General features: G+C 59.9%; 13 protein-coding genes. 8 read left to right on the forward strand and 5 right to left on the reverse strand.

Features of this window, described 5'->3' with window-relative positions; all coding sequences use genetic code 11:
• Positions 1–14 precede the first annotated feature (14 nt).
• A complete protein-coding gene (locus AC3IX4_RS01435) occupies positions 15–647 on the reverse strand; it encodes a TetR/AcrR family transcriptional regulator (protein ID WP_489258921.1) in 633 nt (210 codons plus the stop codon).
• 185 nt (positions 648–832) lie between these two features.
• Positions 833–2,209, reverse strand: coding sequence for a glutamine synthetase family protein (locus AC3IX4_RS01440; RefSeq protein ID WP_489258922.1), 1,377 nt, complete (start codon positions 2,207–2,209; stop codon positions 833–835).
• Between the two features lie 277 nt (positions 2,210–2,486).
• Between AC3IX4_RS01440 and AC3IX4_RS01445 the strand changes: the two genes are divergently transcribed.
• From AC3IX4_RS01445 to AC3IX4_RS01455, 3 genes are read left to right on the forward strand one after another with little or no spacing between them, the layout of a single operon-like run.
• The gene (locus AC3IX4_RS01445; protein ID WP_489258923.1) at positions 2,487–3,263 is read left to right on the forward strand and encodes a gamma-glutamyl-gamma-aminobutyrate hydrolase family protein; all 777 of its coding nucleotides are present in this window, start codon (positions 2,487–2,489) and stop codon (positions 3,261–3,263) included.
• Between the two features lie 36 nt (positions 3,264–3,299).
• Entirely contained in the window at positions 3,300–4,658 is a 1,359-nt protein-coding gene (locus AC3IX4_RS01450) for a glutamine synthetase family protein (protein ID WP_489258924.1), read from the forward strand.
• Positions 4,659–4,707: 49 nt separating this feature from the next.
• Positions 4,708–6,072, forward strand: coding sequence for an aspartate aminotransferase family protein (locus tag AC3IX4_RS01455; RefSeq protein WP_489258925.1), 1,365 nt, complete (start codon positions 4,708–4,710; stop codon positions 6,070–6,072).
• A gap of 345 nt (positions 6,073–6,417) precedes the next feature.
• On the opposite strand, the gene AC3IX4_RS01460 is transcribed toward AC3IX4_RS01455, so the two are convergent.
• Complete coding sequence (locus tag AC3IX4_RS01460) at positions 6,418–7,521, reverse strand: IS110 family RNA-guided transposase (RefSeq protein ID WP_489261185.1); 1,104 nt, start codon at positions 7,519–7,521, stop codon at positions 6,418–6,420.
• 205 nt (positions 7,522–7,726) lie between these two features.
• Between AC3IX4_RS01460 and AC3IX4_RS01465 the strand changes: the two genes are divergently transcribed.
• The 5 genes from AC3IX4_RS01465 to AC3IX4_RS01485 all read left to right on the forward strand — a co-directional run bounded on the left by AC3IX4_RS01465 (position 7,727) and on the right by AC3IX4_RS01485 (position 13,102).
• A complete protein-coding gene (locus tag AC3IX4_RS01465) occupies positions 7,727–8,824 on the forward strand; it encodes a polyamine ABC transporter substrate-binding protein (protein ID WP_489258926.1) in 1,098 nt (365 codons plus the stop codon).
• 170 nt (positions 8,825–8,994) lie between these two features.
• Positions 8,995–10,089, forward strand: coding sequence for a polyamine ABC transporter substrate-binding protein (locus tag AC3IX4_RS01470; protein ID WP_489258927.1), 1,095 nt, complete (start codon positions 8,995–8,997; stop codon positions 10,087–10,089).
• A 60-nt stretch (positions 10,090–10,149) separates the two neighbouring features.
• Positions 10,150–11,292, forward strand: coding sequence for an ABC transporter ATP-binding protein (locus AC3IX4_RS01475; protein WP_489258928.1), 1,143 nt, complete (start codon positions 10,150–10,152; stop codon positions 11,290–11,292).
• Entirely contained in the window at positions 11,289–12,209 is a 921-nt protein-coding gene (locus AC3IX4_RS01480) for an ABC transporter permease subunit (RefSeq protein ID WP_489258929.1), read from the forward strand. Before AC3IX4_RS01475 ends, AC3IX4_RS01480 begins: the two co-directional genes overlap by 4 nt.
• Entirely contained in the window at positions 12,206–13,102 is an 897-nt protein-coding gene (locus tag AC3IX4_RS01485; RefSeq protein WP_489258930.1) for an ABC transporter permease subunit, read from the forward strand. The genes AC3IX4_RS01480 and AC3IX4_RS01485 overlap by 4 nt, the downstream gene beginning before the upstream one ends.
• A 127-nt stretch (positions 13,103–13,229) precedes the next feature.
• Here the strand turns inward: AC3IX4_RS01485 and AC3IX4_RS01490 are convergent, their stop codons facing one another.
• Both AC3IX4_RS01490 and AC3IX4_RS01495 read right to left on the reverse strand, forming a co-directional pair.
• Entirely contained in the window at positions 13,230–15,635 is a 2,406-nt protein-coding gene (locus AC3IX4_RS01490) for a penicillin acylase family protein (RefSeq protein ID WP_489258931.1), read from the reverse strand.
• A gap of 25 nt (positions 15,636–15,660) precedes the next feature.
• Entirely contained in the window at positions 15,661–16,242 is a 582-nt protein-coding gene (locus AC3IX4_RS01495) for a DUF6436 domain-containing protein (RefSeq protein WP_489258932.1), read from the reverse strand.
• Between the last annotated feature and the right edge of the window lie 19 nt (positions 16,243–16,261).

Here is a 16,261-nt window from a genome sequence, read left to right on the forward strand (position 1 = left end):
CAAACGGTGCCGTTTCATCGGGGGCGCTTAGGCAGGAAAGGCGGCAAGTAGAGCCCCAGGTAAGCATCGAATACACGCATGCCTTCTTCTGCCATGCGCGGAGTGATCTGGTCGTGCAATTGCACTGAACGAGCATAGACTCGGTCACCGAGCTCCATCGCCAAGGCAAACACATCGACGTCATCAGGCATGGCAGGCAGTTGGAAGTGTTGATCGAACACGGTGTGCATCAGCGCGCCCAGCTCGATATCGTGCTGGCGATCGGCCTGGGTGACTTCGGTCAGGCCGTGCTGGGCCAGAATGAGCTGGCGGGCGGCGGCGTCCTGGTTGTAGATGTGCAGCATGCGCTGTTCGACCAGGCGCGACAGGTCGTGCCAGGTGTTCAGGCTGTCTGGATCAATGGGGGCTTGCAGGCAGGCCCGGAAGGCGCTGTGTATATCGGCGGTGAGGGCTTCGAGCAGGGCCGGGACACTGGCAAAGAAATGGTAGACCGAGGACGGTGGGATCTGCGCGCGTTCGGCCACGCTGTAGATCGACAGGCTGGCGACGCCTTCGCTGGCCAACAGCGTGCGGGCGACATCGAGGATCGAATCGATCCGCGCCTGGCTGCGGGCACGTGGTTTGCGGGGGGCGGCGGTGCGCGTCATGGCTGTCTCCTGAGCGGGTCGGGAGGCATTGTACTGTAGCCGCTGCCGATAGGCTGCGATCGGCCGCGAAGCGGGCGCACGATCTTAAAATCGCAGTGGCGGCCCTGATGGACCGCATCGCAGCCTGCGGCAGCGGCTACAGGCAGCGGCTACAGGCAGCGGCTACAGGCAGCGGCTGCAGGCCATCAAACGGTATGCAGGTACCAGTTGTACTCAAGGTCGGAGATGGAGTGTTCAAACTCTTCCAGCTCACTTTCCTTGCACGCGACAAAGATATCGATGTATTTCGGATCGATGTACTTGGCCAGGACCTCACTGTCGTCCAGCTCACGCAGGGCATCGCGCAGGTTGTTCGGCAGGCTCTGCTCGTTCTGCTCGTAGGAGTTGCCTTCCACTGGAGCGTTAGGCTCGACTTTATTGGTCAGGCCATGGTGAACGCCGGCCAACACAGCGGCCATCAGCAGGTATGGGTTGGCGTCGGCACCGGCTACCCGGTGTTCGATGCGCACCGCATCCGGCGTGCCGGTTGGCACGCGCAGGGCGACGGTGCGGTTGTCCAGGCCCCAGCAGGGCGAGTTAGGGACGTAGAACTGGGCACCGAAGCGGCGATACGAGTTGACGTTCGGGCACAGGAAGGCCATCGAGGCCGGTAGGGTCTCGAGCACACCGCCGATCGCGTGTCGCAGCGCGGCGTTCTGCTCGGGATCCTCGCTGGTGAAGATGTTCCTGCCGTCACGGTCCAGAATCGAGATGTGGACGTGCAGGCCATTGCCGGCCTGGCCTGGGTAAGGCTTGGCCATGAAGGTGGTGTCCATCTCATGGTCGTAGGCAATGTTCTTGATCAGTCGCTTGAGCAGTACCGCGTAATCGCAGGCCTTCATCGGGTCGGCGACGTGGTGCAGGTTCACTTCGAACTGCGCGGGGGCGCTTTCCTTGACGATGGCGTCGGCCGGGATGCCTTGTTCTTTCGCGCCTTCGAGGATGTCTTGCAGGCAGTCGACGTATTCGTCCAGGTCATCGATCAGGTACACCTGGGTCGAATGCGGACGTTTGCCGGAAATCGGTGAGCGCGGCGGCTGTGGGCGGCCGTTCACGTTTTCCTGGTCGATCAGGTAAAACTCAAGCTCGAATGCAGCACAGATGGTCAGGCCCATCTCGTCGAACTTGGACACCACCTGGCGCAGCACTTCGCGCGGGTCGGCGAAAAACGGCTCGCCTTCTATCTCGTGCATGGTCATCAGCAGCTGCGCGGTCGGGCGCTTTTGCCAGGGCTCGTTGCACAGGGTGTCCGGGATGGGATAGCAGATGCGATCGGCGTCGCCGATATCCAGGCCAAGGCCGGTGCTTTCCACCGTCGAGCCGTTGATATCCAGGGCGAAGAGGGAGGCCGGCAGGTTGATGCCTTTCTCATAAACCTTGTGGAGGCTGGTGCGTTCGATGCGCTTGCCGCGCACCACACCATTCATATCTGCAATCAGAAGGTCAACGTACAGAACCTCAGGATGTTCCTTAAGGAACGCGTTCGCTTCGTTAAGCTGAACGGCACGCGGGGGTACCGACATGATGCAACACCTTTGTTGTTAAAAATATCAATCAATGGACTCTTGCTGGTTCAGTCAATCCGAAAGCCATCCTGAAGTCAAGTGAGCCCTGTTTTGCCCTAAAAAAGCGCTGCAACGGCGTTTTTGTTGCAATTTAGGGCGCTCAAACCTCGTTGAAGCCACAGCCAGTCGCAGGCTAAAGCAGGCCGTGTTCTATTTTTTACGGGAGTGTTGTGTAAAAAAATGAACAAGGCTAAGCTCGAATGCAACCCAGAACAGCAATAATACCGGGGGTTACATGTCTGGCTTGCCGATAATCGGCGTCACCGCCTGCACCAAGCAGATCGGTCTGCATGCTTACCATATCAGTGGCGACAAGTACGTTCGCGCTGTGGCTCAGGCGGCCCATGGCCTGCCGATGATCCTGCCTTCCCTGGGCGACCTGCTCAAGCCGGCCGATATACTTGACGCCGTGGATGGGCTGCTCTTCACGGGCTCTCCTTCCAATATAGAACCCTTTCACTATAACGGGCCAGCCAGTGCCGAAGACACGGCCCATGACCCTGATCGCGACGCCACTACCTTACCCCTGATGCGTGCAGCCATTGCGGCGGGCGTGCCGGTGCTCGGCATTTGCCGGGGGTTCCAGGAGATGAATGTGGCCTTGGGCGGCAGCCTGCACCAGAAGGTTCATGAAACCGGAACCTTTATGGATCATCGTGAGCCGCAAAACGAGCCGGTGGAAGTCCAGTACGGCCCCAGTCACCCGATGCAGGTGCAAAAAGGCGGCGTATTGGCCGGGTTGGGCTTGCCATCGACGATCGAAGTCAATTCCATCCATGGTCAGGGTATCGAATACCTGGCTCCCGGCCTTAGAGTAGAGGCGCTGGCGCCTGATGGCCTGATCGAGGCAGTGTCGGTTGAACAGGGCCCGGGTTTTGCCTTGGCTGTGCAGTGGCACCCTGAGTGGCGCGTGTGCGACAACCCGCATTACCTGGCGATCTTTCAGGCTTTTGGCCAGGCCTGCCAGCAACGAGCATCACAACGTGGCGCATCCGCGTCAAAAAATGCCTGACTCCTGACGAGTCGGGTTTTACCTCCTGAGGTATTTATGAGTACCAGCCTCGACCAGCTCACCGATTGGTTGAAAGAGCACAAGATCACCGAAGTGGAATGCCTGATTGCAGACCTCACCGGAATCACCCGCGGCAAGATCTCCCCGACCAACAAGTTCATTGCCGAAAAGGGCATGCGCTTGCCCGAGAGCGTCTTGCTGCAGACGGTCACCGGTGACTACGTCGAGGATGACATCTATTACGAGCTGCTCGACCCTGCAGACATCGACATGATCTGCCGGCCCGACGAGAACGCGGTGTTTCTCGTGCCATGGGCTATCGAGCCGACCGCGCAGGTCATCCACGATACCTACGACAAGCAAGGCAACCCGATCGAGCTGTCGCCGCGCAACGTCCTCAAGAAAGTTCTCAAACTTTATTCCGACCGCGGCTGGCAGCCGATCGTGGCGCCGGAAATGGAGTTTTACCTGACCAAGCGCTGCGAAGACCCGGACTTTCCGTTGCAGCCACCGGTGGGCCGTTCGGGCCGCCCGGAAACCGGTCGCCAGTCGTTCTCTATCGAGGCGGCCAACGAGTTCGACCCGCTGTTCGAAGACGTCTATGACTGGTGTGAGCTGCAGAACCTGGACCTGGATACGCTGATCCACGAAGACGGCACCGCGCAGATGGAAATCAACTTCCGTCACGGTAACGCGCTGTCGCTGGCCGACCAGATCCTGGTGTTCAAGCGCACCATGCGCGAGGCTGCGCTCAAGCACAACGTGGCCGCCACCTTTATGGCCAAGCCCATGACCGGCGAGCCGGGCAGTGCGATGCACCTGCACCAGAGCATCGTCGACGTGCACACCGGCAAGAACATCTTCTCCAATGAAGACGGGACCATGAGCGAGCTGTTTCTGCACCACGTCGGTGGCTTGCAGAAGTACATCCCCGAGTTGCTGCCGCTGTTCGCGCCCAACGTCAACTCGTTCCGCCGTTTCTTGCCCGACACCTCGGCGCCGGTCAATGTCGAATGGGGCGAGGAGAACCGCACCGTCGGCCTGCGCGTACCGGATGCCGGCCCGCAAAACCGCCGGGTCGAAAACCGCCTGCCTGGCGCCGATGCCAACCCGTACCTGGCCATCGCCGCCAGTTTGCTGTGCGGCTATATCGGCATGGTCGAAGGTCTCGCCCCCAGCGCCCCCGTGCAGGGTCGTGGCTATGAGCGGCGCAACCTGCGCCTGCCGTTGACCATCGAGGATGCCCTGGAGCGCATGGAAAACTGCCGCGCCCTGGAAAAGTACCTGGGCAAAAAATTCATCGTCGGCTACGTCGCCACCAAGCGCGCCGAACATGAAAACTTCAAGCGCGTGATCAGCTCCTGGGAACGGGAGTTCCTGCTGTTCGCGGTCTGATCGATACGGGGCCGCAGCCCACTGCGGCCCTTTGTTAACGGAGAAGCACATGAGCGTCAAAAACCCGCAAACCCGCGAATGGCAAGACCTGAGCCGTGATCACCACCTGGCCCCGTTCAGCGACTTCAAGCAACTGACGGAAAAAGGCCCGCGGATTATTACCAAGGCCAAGGGTGTGCACCTGTGGGACAGTGAAGGCAACAAGATCCTCGACGGCATGGCCGGCCTGTGGTGCGTGGCGGTCGGTTACGGCCGTGACGAGCTGGCCGAGGCGGCAAGCAAGCAGATGCGCGAGCTGCCTTACTACAACCTGTTCTTCCAGACCGCCCACCCACCGGCGCTGGAACTGGCCAAAGTGATTTCCGACGTGGCACCGGCCGGCATGAGCCATGTGTTCTTCACCGGCTCCGGCTCCGAAGGCAACGACACCGTGTTGCGCATGGTCCGCCATTATTGGGCACTGAAGGGCCAGCGCGAGAAGAAAGTCTTCATCGGCCGCATCAACGGCTACCACGGCTCCACCGTGGCCGGCGCCAGCCTGGGGGGCATGGTCGGCATGCACGAACAGGGCGACCTGCCAATCCCAGGCATCGTCCACATCCCGCAGCCCTACTGGTTCGGTGAAGGCGGCGACATGACCCCGGACCAATTTGGTGTCTGGGCCGCCGAGCAGTTGGAGAAAAAGATCCTCGAAGTGGGCGAAGACAAGGTCGCCGCTTTTATTGCCGAGCCAATCCAGGGTGCAGGCGGGGTGATCATCCCGCCAGACACCTACTGGCCGAAGGTCAAGGAAATCCTCGCCAAGTACGACATCCTGTTTGTCGCTGACGAAGTGATCTGCGGCTTTGGCCGTACCGGTGAATGGTTCGGTAGCGATTACTACGACCTCAAGCCCGACCTGATGACCATCGCCAAGGGCCTGACCAGCGGCTATATCCCCATGGGTGGCGTGATCGTTCGTGACGAAATCGTCAAAGTGCTGAATGAAGGCGGCGACTTCAATCACGGCTTCACGTATTCCGGCCACCCGGTTGCAGCGGCGGTGGGTTTGGAAAACATCCGCATCCTGCGCGACGAAAAAATAATCGAGCGTGTCAAAGCCGATACGGCACCGTACTTGCAGAAACGTCTGCGCGAACTCAACGATCATCCGTTGGTAGGCGAAGTGCGTGGCCTGGGCTTGTTGGGTGCGATTGAACTGGTCAAGGACAAGGCCACTCGTACTCGTTATACCGACAAGGGCGTCGGCATGATTTGCCGCCAGTTCTGCTTCGACAATGGCCTGATCATGCGCGCCGTGGGCGACACGATGATCATTGCGCCGTCGCTGGTAATCACCCATGAAGAGATCGATGAGCTGGTAACAAAAGCACGTAAATGCCTGGACCTCACGCTCAATGCACTTAATGGCTAAGTGCTAAGGTAGGAGCAGACCTTGGTCGCGATAAAGACGCTGCGGTCTGCCTGGTGTATTGCGGCGAGGCCATCGCGAGCAAGCTCTGCTCCTATGTATGGACTCGCCCCCACTATCAACCCGCTTTTGAACACTGCTACCCGGCTGCATCTATGTATAAGGCCTACTCGAGGAAGCCTGATCGGCTTCTGGCCAACATTCAATAAGCTCGCGGTATGCCAATTACGTTAAGGCCTCAAGGGCCAGTAGGAGCACAGGCATCAATCCGCGACGGTCTGACCTGGGGTCAATGTTCTTTAGCAAGGGTTGGAGCGCTTTAACGCCCCGGTGGCAGAACTCTGTGGATCAGTGACTCATCGTCGCCTCCTGGACATTGCCCATGTGGCGACGATAGGTCTGCTCGGTTTTCAGTAATACCCAGACGATGCGTAGGGTACGGTTGGCCAATCGGACGGCCGTTTCCTTGCGACCCAAGCGACACAGCCAGCGCAGCAAGCGCCGGTCATCGGGTTGTTCCGAATCAGGCCGCACCTGTCTCAAGACCGCATGCGCGCCCTGGATCGCCAGGCTGCGTAGGTAGGCGTCGCCCTGCTTGCTCATCTTGCCCAGCCGGATTTTCTGTCCGCTGCTGTGCTGAGTGGGCACCAAACCAAAGTAGGCGGCAAACTGGCGTGCGTTGGCGAAGCGCTCAGGCTCGACCTGCTTGGCCAGCAGCGCGGTGGCGATGATCGGACCGATGCCACGCACCGTCATCAACCTTTTCGCCGTCTCATCCTGCTGTGCGGCCGTTTCCAGTCGGCCGGTCAACACGCTGACGCGCTCGCCCAACTGGCTCCATTCGCCGAGCAGCTCAGCAATCAGCTCGCGCAGCAGATCCGGCAGCGGCTGGGTGGCATCCTCGAGTATCCGCGGCACCACCCGGCTGATCGCCGCCTCACCTTGCGCCAAGGCCACGCCATGCTCGAGCAGCAAGCCACGCATCTGATTACCCATGGCCGTGCGCCGCCGCACATAGCCCTGGCGGGCGCGATGCAGTGCCTGCATGGCCAGCGCCGCGGCACTTTTGACCGGCACTGAGACAATCCGACTATCTCGACCCGCCCGCAAGATCGCATGTGCATCGTTGCGATCATTCTTCGGCCCGCTGCGATGATCGGCCACATGCTGCGCAGGCAGGATCCGCACCGGGTTGCCTTGGGCCTGCAGCAACCGCGCCCATGCCTGAGCGCCTGGGCCTGTTTCCATCAGCACCATGACGCTCATGGGCAGTTGGCGAAGAAACGCCTGGAAGGCTTCGCGCGATTTGATTCGGTCCTCGTACACCACTTGGCCCAGGGCGTTTTCCCCGGCCACCTGGAAGACCCTCTTGGCAAGATCTACCGAGACGGTCGAACAGGTTGCTAGGTCGGCTGAAGACAAAGAGTGATTGTTGGTCGTATGCTTTTTCATGGGCTCGCCCTCGCTGTCGTTGGCTTCTTTATAGATGCCACCGTGGCGCATAGACGCCTCGGTTGGGGCGAGTCCATGTAATTACGGGGTGTTGGTTGTTGATAGAGCGCCTTGGATCTTGCCAGACTAGCGACTGTTGCGGTTGGCCAGCATTCGCGAGAGGGCCGGGCAGCAGGTTGATAAAAAAAATACTGGAGCATGACGCATGAAGAAATTTGGCAAGACGCTTTTGGCCATGTCCTTGATGGGGCTGGTGGCTGGCACTGTTCAGGCGGACGATAAAGTACTGCACGTGTACAACTGGTCGGACTACATCGCAGCCGATACCGTGAAGAAGTTCGAGGCAGAGTCGGGTATCAAGGTGGTCTACGACGTCTTCGACAGCAACGAAACCCTGGAAGCCAAGTTGCTGGCGGGCAAGTCCGGCTACGACGTGGTCGTGCCGTCGAACAACTTCCTGGCCAAGCAGATCAAGGCCGGCGTCTACCAGGAACTGGACCGCTCCAAGTTGCCGAACTGGGACAACCTGGACAAGAACCTGCTCAAGGCCGTTGGCGATGCCAGCGACAAAGACAACAAACACGCCTTCCCGTATATGTGGGGCACCATCGGCATCGGTTACAACCCAGAAAAGGTCAAGGCTGCGCTGGGCGTCGACAAGATCGATTCCTGGGACACTCTGCTCAAGCCTGAAAACATCGCCAAGCTCAAGAGCTGCGGTGTGAGCTTCCTGGATTCGCCTACCGAAATGATCCCGGTGGCGCTGCACTACCTGGGCTATCCGACCGACTCCCAGGACAAGGAACAGCTGGCTGAAGCCGAAGCCCTGTTCCTCAAGATCCGCCCATCGATTGGCTACTTCCACTCCTCCAAATACATCTCTGACCTCGCCAACGGCAACATCTGCGTTGCTGTCGGTTACTCCGGTGATGTCCAGCAGGCCAAGTCCCGTGCGGCAGAAGCCGGCGGCAAAGTCAAAGTGTCCTATGCCATCCCCAAGGAAGGTGCAGGCAGCTTCTATGACATGGTCGCTATCCCTAAAGACGCCGAGAACGTCGAAGGCGCCTACAAGTGGATGAACTTCTTGATGAAGCCAGAAATCATGGCTGAAATCACCAACACCGTGCAGTTCCCGAACGGTAACGCCAAGGCGACCCAGTTCGTGGACGACGCGATCAAGAACGATCCAGGCATTTATCCGTCCGATGCAGTGAAGGCCAAGTTGTACGCCATCTCCGACTTGCCAGCCGCCACCCAGCGGATCCTGACGCGCAGCTGGACCAAGATCAAATCGGGTAAATAAGCCCGGTTTATCTGCGTGAACACGGCCCGTCATGCGGCGGGCTGTGTTTACGGGCAATCAAAGATGCAAATTTTTTTTGCTGGATGGGTGTATCGAAGGTAAGTTGCGCGCCGGTTTTGTGATCCGGCAGAGATAACTGCCGACACGGGCACTATTGAGAGGACCTCCACTTGTCTACTTCTTTGTTTCGCAAGGCCCTGTTGGCGGGTGCAGGCCTGACGCTGGCGCTCAACGTACAAGCAGCGCCCACTGTGCATATTTATAACTGGTCCGATTACATCGGGCAGACCACCCTGGCAGACTTCCAAAAGGCCACGGGCATAAAGCCTGTGTACGACGTTTTCGACTCCAACGAAACACTGGAAGGCAAGTTGCTGGCCGGCCGTACCGGCTACGACGTGGTGGTGCCTTCCAACCACTTCCTGGGCAAGCAGATCAAGGCCGGTGCCTTCCAGAAGCTCGACAAGTCGCAACTGCCGAACTATTCGAACCTGGGCCCGGAACTGCTCAAGCGCCTGGACAAAAACGATCCGGGTAACCAGTACGCCGTGCCTTACCTGTGGGGCACCAACGGCATTGGCTATAACGTGGAGAAGGTCAAAGCTGCACTGGGTGTCGAGAAAATCGATTCCTGGGCGGTATTGTTTGAGCCCGAGAACATCAAGAAGCTTTCCAAATGCGGCGTCGCCTTCCTCGACTCGGCTGATGAAATGCTCCCTGCCGTGTTGAACTACATGGGGCTGGACCCCAACAGCACCGATCCCAAGGATTACCAAAAGGCCGAGCAAAAGTTGTTGGCCGTGCGCCCGTACGTGACCTACTTCCATTCGTCCAAATACATCTCCGACCTCGCCAATGGCGATATCTGCGTGGCGGCCGGGTTTTCGGGTGACATCTTCCAGGCCAGGTCCCGTGCTGAAGAAGCCGGCAAGGGCGTGAACATCGCCTATGCAATTCCCAAGGAAGGCGGCAACCTCTGGTTCGACATGCTGGCGATCCCCAAGGACGCCTCCAACGTCAAGGAAGCCCATGCCTTCATCAACTACCTGCTCAAGCCCGAGGTCATCGCCCAGGTCAGCGATTACGTTGGCTACGCCAACCCCAACCCCAAGGCAGGGGAGTTGATGGACCAAAGCGTGCGCACCGATGAGTCGGTGTACCCACCCCAAGAGGTGGTCGCCAAGCTGTACGTCAACTCCGAGTTGCCCCCCAAGGTGCAACGTCTCATGACCCGCAGCTGGACCAAGGTCAAGTCGGGCAAATAATTATCCAAGGCCCGCTCCGTGTTTGAGTGCGGGCTGTAAACCAGGTTGGGAGTTTCGTTAATGGCAGTTGCCTCCGGCGCCTATAAAAAAGCCCTCGAGGGCGACCAGCAACCCAAGCAGGTGCTGGTCAAGATCGACCGGGTCACGAAAAAGTTCGACGAGACGATAGCCGTTGACGATGTGTCTCTGCAGATCAACAAGGGCGAGATCTTCGCCCTGCTCGGGGGCTCCGGTTCGGGTAAATCCACCTTGCTGCGCATGCTGGCCGGTTTCGAACGGCCGACTGAGGGGCGTATCTTTTTGGATGGCGTGGACATCACTGATATGCCGCCCTACGAGCGGCCGATCAACATGATGTTCCAGTCCTATGCGCTGTTCCCACACATGACCGTGGCGCAGAACATCGCCTTCGGCCTGCAGCAGGACAAGATCCCCAAGGCCGAGATCGACGCCCGCGTAGCCGAAATGCTCAAGCTGGTGCAGATGAGTCAGTACGCCAAGCGCAAGCCGCACCAGTTGTCGGGTGGCCAGCGCCAGCGTGTGGCCCTGGCTCGTTCGCTGGCCAAACGGCCAAAACTGCTGCTGCTCGACGAACCCATGGGCGCATTGGACAAGAAACTGCGCTCGCAGATGCAACTGGAGCTGGTGGAAATCATCGAGCGGGTCGGCGTGACCTGCGTGATGGTGACTCACGACCAGGAGGAGGCCATGACCATGGCCCAGCGCATCGCCATCATGCACCTGGGCTGGATCGCCCAGATCGGTAGCCCGATCGACATCTACGAAACCCCGACCAGCCGCCTGGTCTGCGAATTCATTGGTAACGTCAACCTGTTCGACGGTGAAGTGATCGAAGACGCCGAGGGCCATGCCCTGATCGCCAGCCCCGAGCTTGAGCGCAGTATCTATGTGGGCCACGGCGTCAGCACCTCGGTGCAGGACAAGCGCATCACCTACGCCATTCGCCCGGAAAAAATGCTGGTGACCACCGAGCAGCCAGACAGCGAATACAACTGGTCGCGTGGCAAGGTCCAAGACATCGCCTATCTGGGTGGCCATTCGGTGATCTACGTCGAACTGCCCTGCGGCAAGCTGGTGCAGTCCTTTGTGGCCAATGCCGAGCGTCGAGGCACGCGTCCGACCTGGGATGACCAGGTGTTCGTCTGGTGGGAGAGCGACAGCGGCGTGGTATTGCGTTCATGAACAGCCGAAAACTCAAGCGCGCTTTGCAGCGCATAACGCCCGGTGGCCGCCACCTGGTCATCGGTGTGCCGTTTCTGTGGCTGTTCCTGTTCTTCATGCTGCCGTTCTTCATTGTTTTGAAGATCAGTTTTGCCGAAGCCGATGTGGCGATTCCGCCGTACACCGAGATCTACACCTACGTCGAACAGAAGGTCGAGCTGGTTCTGAACCTGGCCAACTATGGCCTGCTCACCGAGGATGAACTGTATATCTCGGCGTATCTGGGTTCGCTGAAGATGGCGTTCGTCAGCACCTTATTGTGTTTGTTCATCGGCTTTCCGATGGCCTATGCGATCTCCAAGGCGCGCAAGGAAATGCAAACGGTGCTGTTGCTGCTGATCATGATGCCGACCTGGACGGCGATCCTGATCCGCGTGTATGCCTGGATGGGCATTCTCAGCAACAACGGCCTGCTCAACGCTTTTTTGATGTGGCTGGGTTTGATTGACCAGCCGCTGCAGATCCTCAATACCAACCTCGCGGTGTACATCGGCGTGGTCTATTCCTACCTGCCGTTCATGATCCTGCCGCTGTACGCCAACCTGGTGAAGCATGACCAGAGCTTGCTCGAAGCGGCTTCGGACCTGGGGTCCAGTACGTTCAACAGTTTCTGGAAAATCACCGTGCCGTTGGCCAAGAACGGTATCGTCGCCGGTTGCATGCTGGTGTTTATCCCGGTGGTGGGTGAGTTCGTGATTCCTGAGCTGCTGGGCGGCCCGGAAACCCTGATGATCGGCAAGGTGTTGTGGCAAGAGTTCTTCAACAACCGTGACTGGCCGGTGGCGTCTGCCCTGGCGGTGGTGATGCTGGCGATCCTGATCGTGCCGATCCTGTTGTTCAACCGCAGTCAGGCCAAAGAGATCGAGGGCAGAGCATGAAGCGTTTCAGTTTTTCGAGCCTGATGCTGGTGCTGGGCTTGCTGTTCATCTACCTGCCGATGCTGATTCTGGTGATCTACTCGTTCAACGCCTCAAAGCTTGTGACGGTGTGGGGCGGCTGGTCGGTGAAGTGGTATGTGGGCCTGCTGGATAACACTCAGTTGATGGGGTCCGTGGTCCGTTCGCTGGAAATCGCTTGCTATACGGCGGTGGCGGCGGTGGCGCTGGGCACGTTGGCCGCCTTTGTGCTCACCCGCGTGACCCGTTTCAAGGGTCGCACGCTGTTCGGTGGCCTGGTGACGGCGCCCCTGGTGATGCCCGAGGTGATCACCGGCCTGTCGCTGTTGCTGCTGTTCGTGGCCATGGCGCAGATGATCGGCTGGCCGCAAGAGCGGGGCATCGTCACCATCTGGATCGCGCACACTACGTTCTGCGCCGCCTACGTGGCGGTGGTGGTGTCGGCACGCTTGCGTGAGCTGGACCTGTCGATTGAAGAGGCGGCGATGGACTTGGGGGCACGGCCTTGGAAGGTGTTCTTCCTGATCACCATCCCGATGATTGCACCGTCGCTGGCGGCGGGCGGGATGATGTCCTTTGCCCTGTCGCTGGATGACCTGGTATTGGCCAGCTTCGTGTCCGGCCCGGGTTCGACCACCTTGCCGATGGAAGTGTTCTCGGCGGTGCGCCTGGGCGTGAAGCCTGAGATCAACGCGGTGGCCAGCCTGATCCTGCTGGCGGTGTCGCTGGTGACCTTCCTGGTCTGGTACTTCAGCCGTCAGGCCGAAGAACGTCGTCGCCGTGCGATCCAGCAAGCCATCGAGGAAAGCGCTGCCGACTCCTGGAAGCAGCCGGACACCCGCCGCGCGCCAGCCCCGGCATCCCCGTTGGCGTAGGAGCAGACTTTAGTCGCGATGGCATCGCTGCGGTTTCTCAGGAAGCATCGCGGTGATGCCATCGCGGCTAAAGCCAGCTCCTACAACGATGGCAACACCGCGGTGCATCGGATGGACCGCGTGGTTTTCACCGCGGTGGTCCGCCATTCCCGTCAGGCACCAACTTCAAGGTACTGACGGATCCTTCGGCCACATCCTCTTCATCCATCAGCACCGGCTGATAACCTCCCTTGATGTACGCCTGCGCTTGATCGGCATAATGCCGATCAAACAGCACGCCGCTTTGCCCCACCGGGTTGATGGTCAGCGCCTTGCCGGGCTCGGCAAAGTCGATCAGCCGACGGGTCGAGGGGCCGTAGGTCACTGGCCACGGCGCCGGGCCGATCTTGGAGGCCAGATTGTTAGGCACTTCGTGGCCGCCCGGTGCCGGCATCGGGCCGACATTGAACAGGCGATCCAATGGCTTCTGTTGCCCAAGGGGATGGTTGTGGGTGAGGGTATGCGCCTTGCCCCATTGCCAGTCGCTCGGGTCCTGCCCCAGGGTTTTCTTCAAGTGCTCGATGCTGTTGCGCCAGGCGCGCTTGACGGTTTCGCTGCGATTGCCCTGGTTGGCCGTGCCGTGCTCGCCCCACCACGGCGACTGCGGATCTGCGGCCAAGCGCGGCAGGGCAGCATCCAGCACGCGGGTGGAGAGCAGGGTTTCAAACATCGCATCCCCCAACTCGTCGTGCATGGCTGCGCGGCTCAGTTCGTACAGAAACTGGCTGAACAGCGTTGCGTTCAAGGACTCCAGCGGGAAGTCGCCCTGCCAGGCGGCGAGGTCTTCGACCCATTGCTTTTCGCCAGGATCGCTGACCACTTCGCGCAACACCGGGATCAGTGGCGCGAGGGTACGCGGGCCGTAGGCCGTGGCAGTGCCGAGCTGCAGGGCCTGGCTGTTATGCACATCCCATCGCACCGAGGCATCGCTCAATTGCCGATTCAACTGTTGGCCGCGATCCGCCAAGTTGTAGTAACCGGGGATCGGCATGCCAGTGGGTGATACCGGTTGGGCATTGGCTGAGACGATATAGCCCCGGGCCGGGTTTTCTTCCTGCGGGTTGGCGCTAAATGGATAGAAACCGAGCTTGTCCGCATCAAAGGTGCTGCCGTCGAGAATGAACCCTGGGTTGACGCCTTGCGGTCGAATCGGAAGTTGCGCGGCAGCCCACCAGCCGATGTCGCCGGCGGCATTGGCCCAGACCAGATTCAGCCCCGGCGACTGGATTTTCTCGGCCGCGCTGCGGGCCTTGTCCAGGGTGTCGGCACGGTTGAATGCATAGAAGCCATCGAGGATCGGGTTCGCGGTTTCCAGGAACGACCACCACATGGCAATCGGTGTGCTGCCGGCGTTGGGGCCGAGCACGTCGTTGACGATCGGGCCGTGGGGCGACTGGCGCAGGGTGATGGTCACAGGCGCTGCATCCTTGACCGCGATCTGCTGCTCGCTGCGGGTCAGGTCGATCCATTGGCCATTGATTCGCACCTGTTCGGGGTTGGCCGGGTTGAGCTGCTCGGCGATCAGGTCGATGTCGTCATTCTGGAACATGGTCAGGCTCCAGCCGAACTGCCGGTTTTGCCCCAATGAGGCAAAAGGATTGAGCGCCTGATGATAGCCGTATAGCTCAAAGCCCGGCGCCGACAGCTGGGCTTCATACCAGACCGAGGGTACCGAGAAGCGAATATGCGGATCGCCTGCCAGCAGGGGTTTGCCGCTGTGCGTCCGGCTGCCGCTCACCGCCCAGGCGTTGCTGCCTTCGAACTGCGGCAAGCCGTTGTCGATCAAGGCTTGCTGGCTGAGCCGGGCCAGGCGGTTGAGGGGTTGCCAGTCGTTGGCGCTCAAGGAAGGGGGTGATTGCAGTACGCCTTCGGGGTGCCACTTAAGATCGAAGACTTTCAGGTAGTCCGGCCCCAGTTGATCACGTACATAAGTCAGCAGCGGTTCGGTACGAAAGGCGGCGGCAAAGCTGTAGGCCATGTAGCCTGCGATGCTGAGTGTGTCTTCGGCTGTAAAGGGCCGTTTGGCAATGCCCAGGATGTCGAACTCCACGGGCCGTGGATGTGTGTCCTGCCAAGCGTTCACGCCCTGCAGATAGGCTTGCAGGGCCTTCCAGGCCGGGGATTGCTTGTCCTGGTGCGCCACCATCGCCTGAGCCTTCTCGCGTATGCGCAAACTTCGAAATAGACGGTCGGTGTCTACCAGCTTGGCACCCAGCACCTCGGCCAGCTCGCCACGGGCCAGGCGGCGCATCGTTTCCATCTGGAACAATCGGTCCTGGGCATGAACATAACCCAGCGCTCGATAGAGATCCGCTTCATTTTCGGCGCGAATATGCGGTACGCCACGCGGGTCGTAGCGCACCGTCACCGGTGCCTGCAGCCAAGCCATCGTCACCTCGCCGTTTCGCAGCGGTTGCTTGCTGTGCACATACCAGGTGCCGCCGGCGGCAATTGCCGCAATGGCTACGGCCAGGACTGTCAGGCTGTGCTTCATGGGAACTCCCTGTTCTTGTGATCGATCAGTGGGCCTTGGCGGGTGTCCAGGGGCAATAACAGCCTACCGCCAGGGTGTGCGTTGCGTTGACCGGTCGATTTTCACTCAAAGCCTTCAGGATGGGCTCGATAAAACTGTTGCTGGAATTGCAGGTCGCTCCTGCGCTGTAAGGTCCGAAATAAGCCAGCCGGCCGTTACGGTCCCAGATCGCGACGGCGGGGCTGGCGGGTATCCGCTCGGCACCGGGCAGGTTGGCCAGTGGTTCAAGTGTGTGCAGAGTAGTGGGCAATCGGCCCTGGGTATCGGGCTTCTGGACGGAGTAGAACACGACACCCTGAGGGCCGAATCGCTCGGCCAACTCGGCCAAGTGCTGCTGGTTGCCGACATTGCAGGGGCAGGTCGAGTCCCAGAAATGTACCAGGCGGATGGGGCCAGGGCCTGCAAGCTCGCTTGGCAGGTTGAGGATGTCGCCGGCAAACAGCGCGGTCTGCTCGGCAAACGGGCGGATATAGCGGCCCTCGAACCATTGATAGGCGGTCCAGAGCGCATAGGCGCAGAGCAGGGCACAGGCGCTGATCAGGACAGGCTTTATGTGAGCGCGAGCCATGTAGGGTGTTTCCGATTGT

Source organism: Pseudomonas sp. KH_021 (assembly GCF_057838865.1).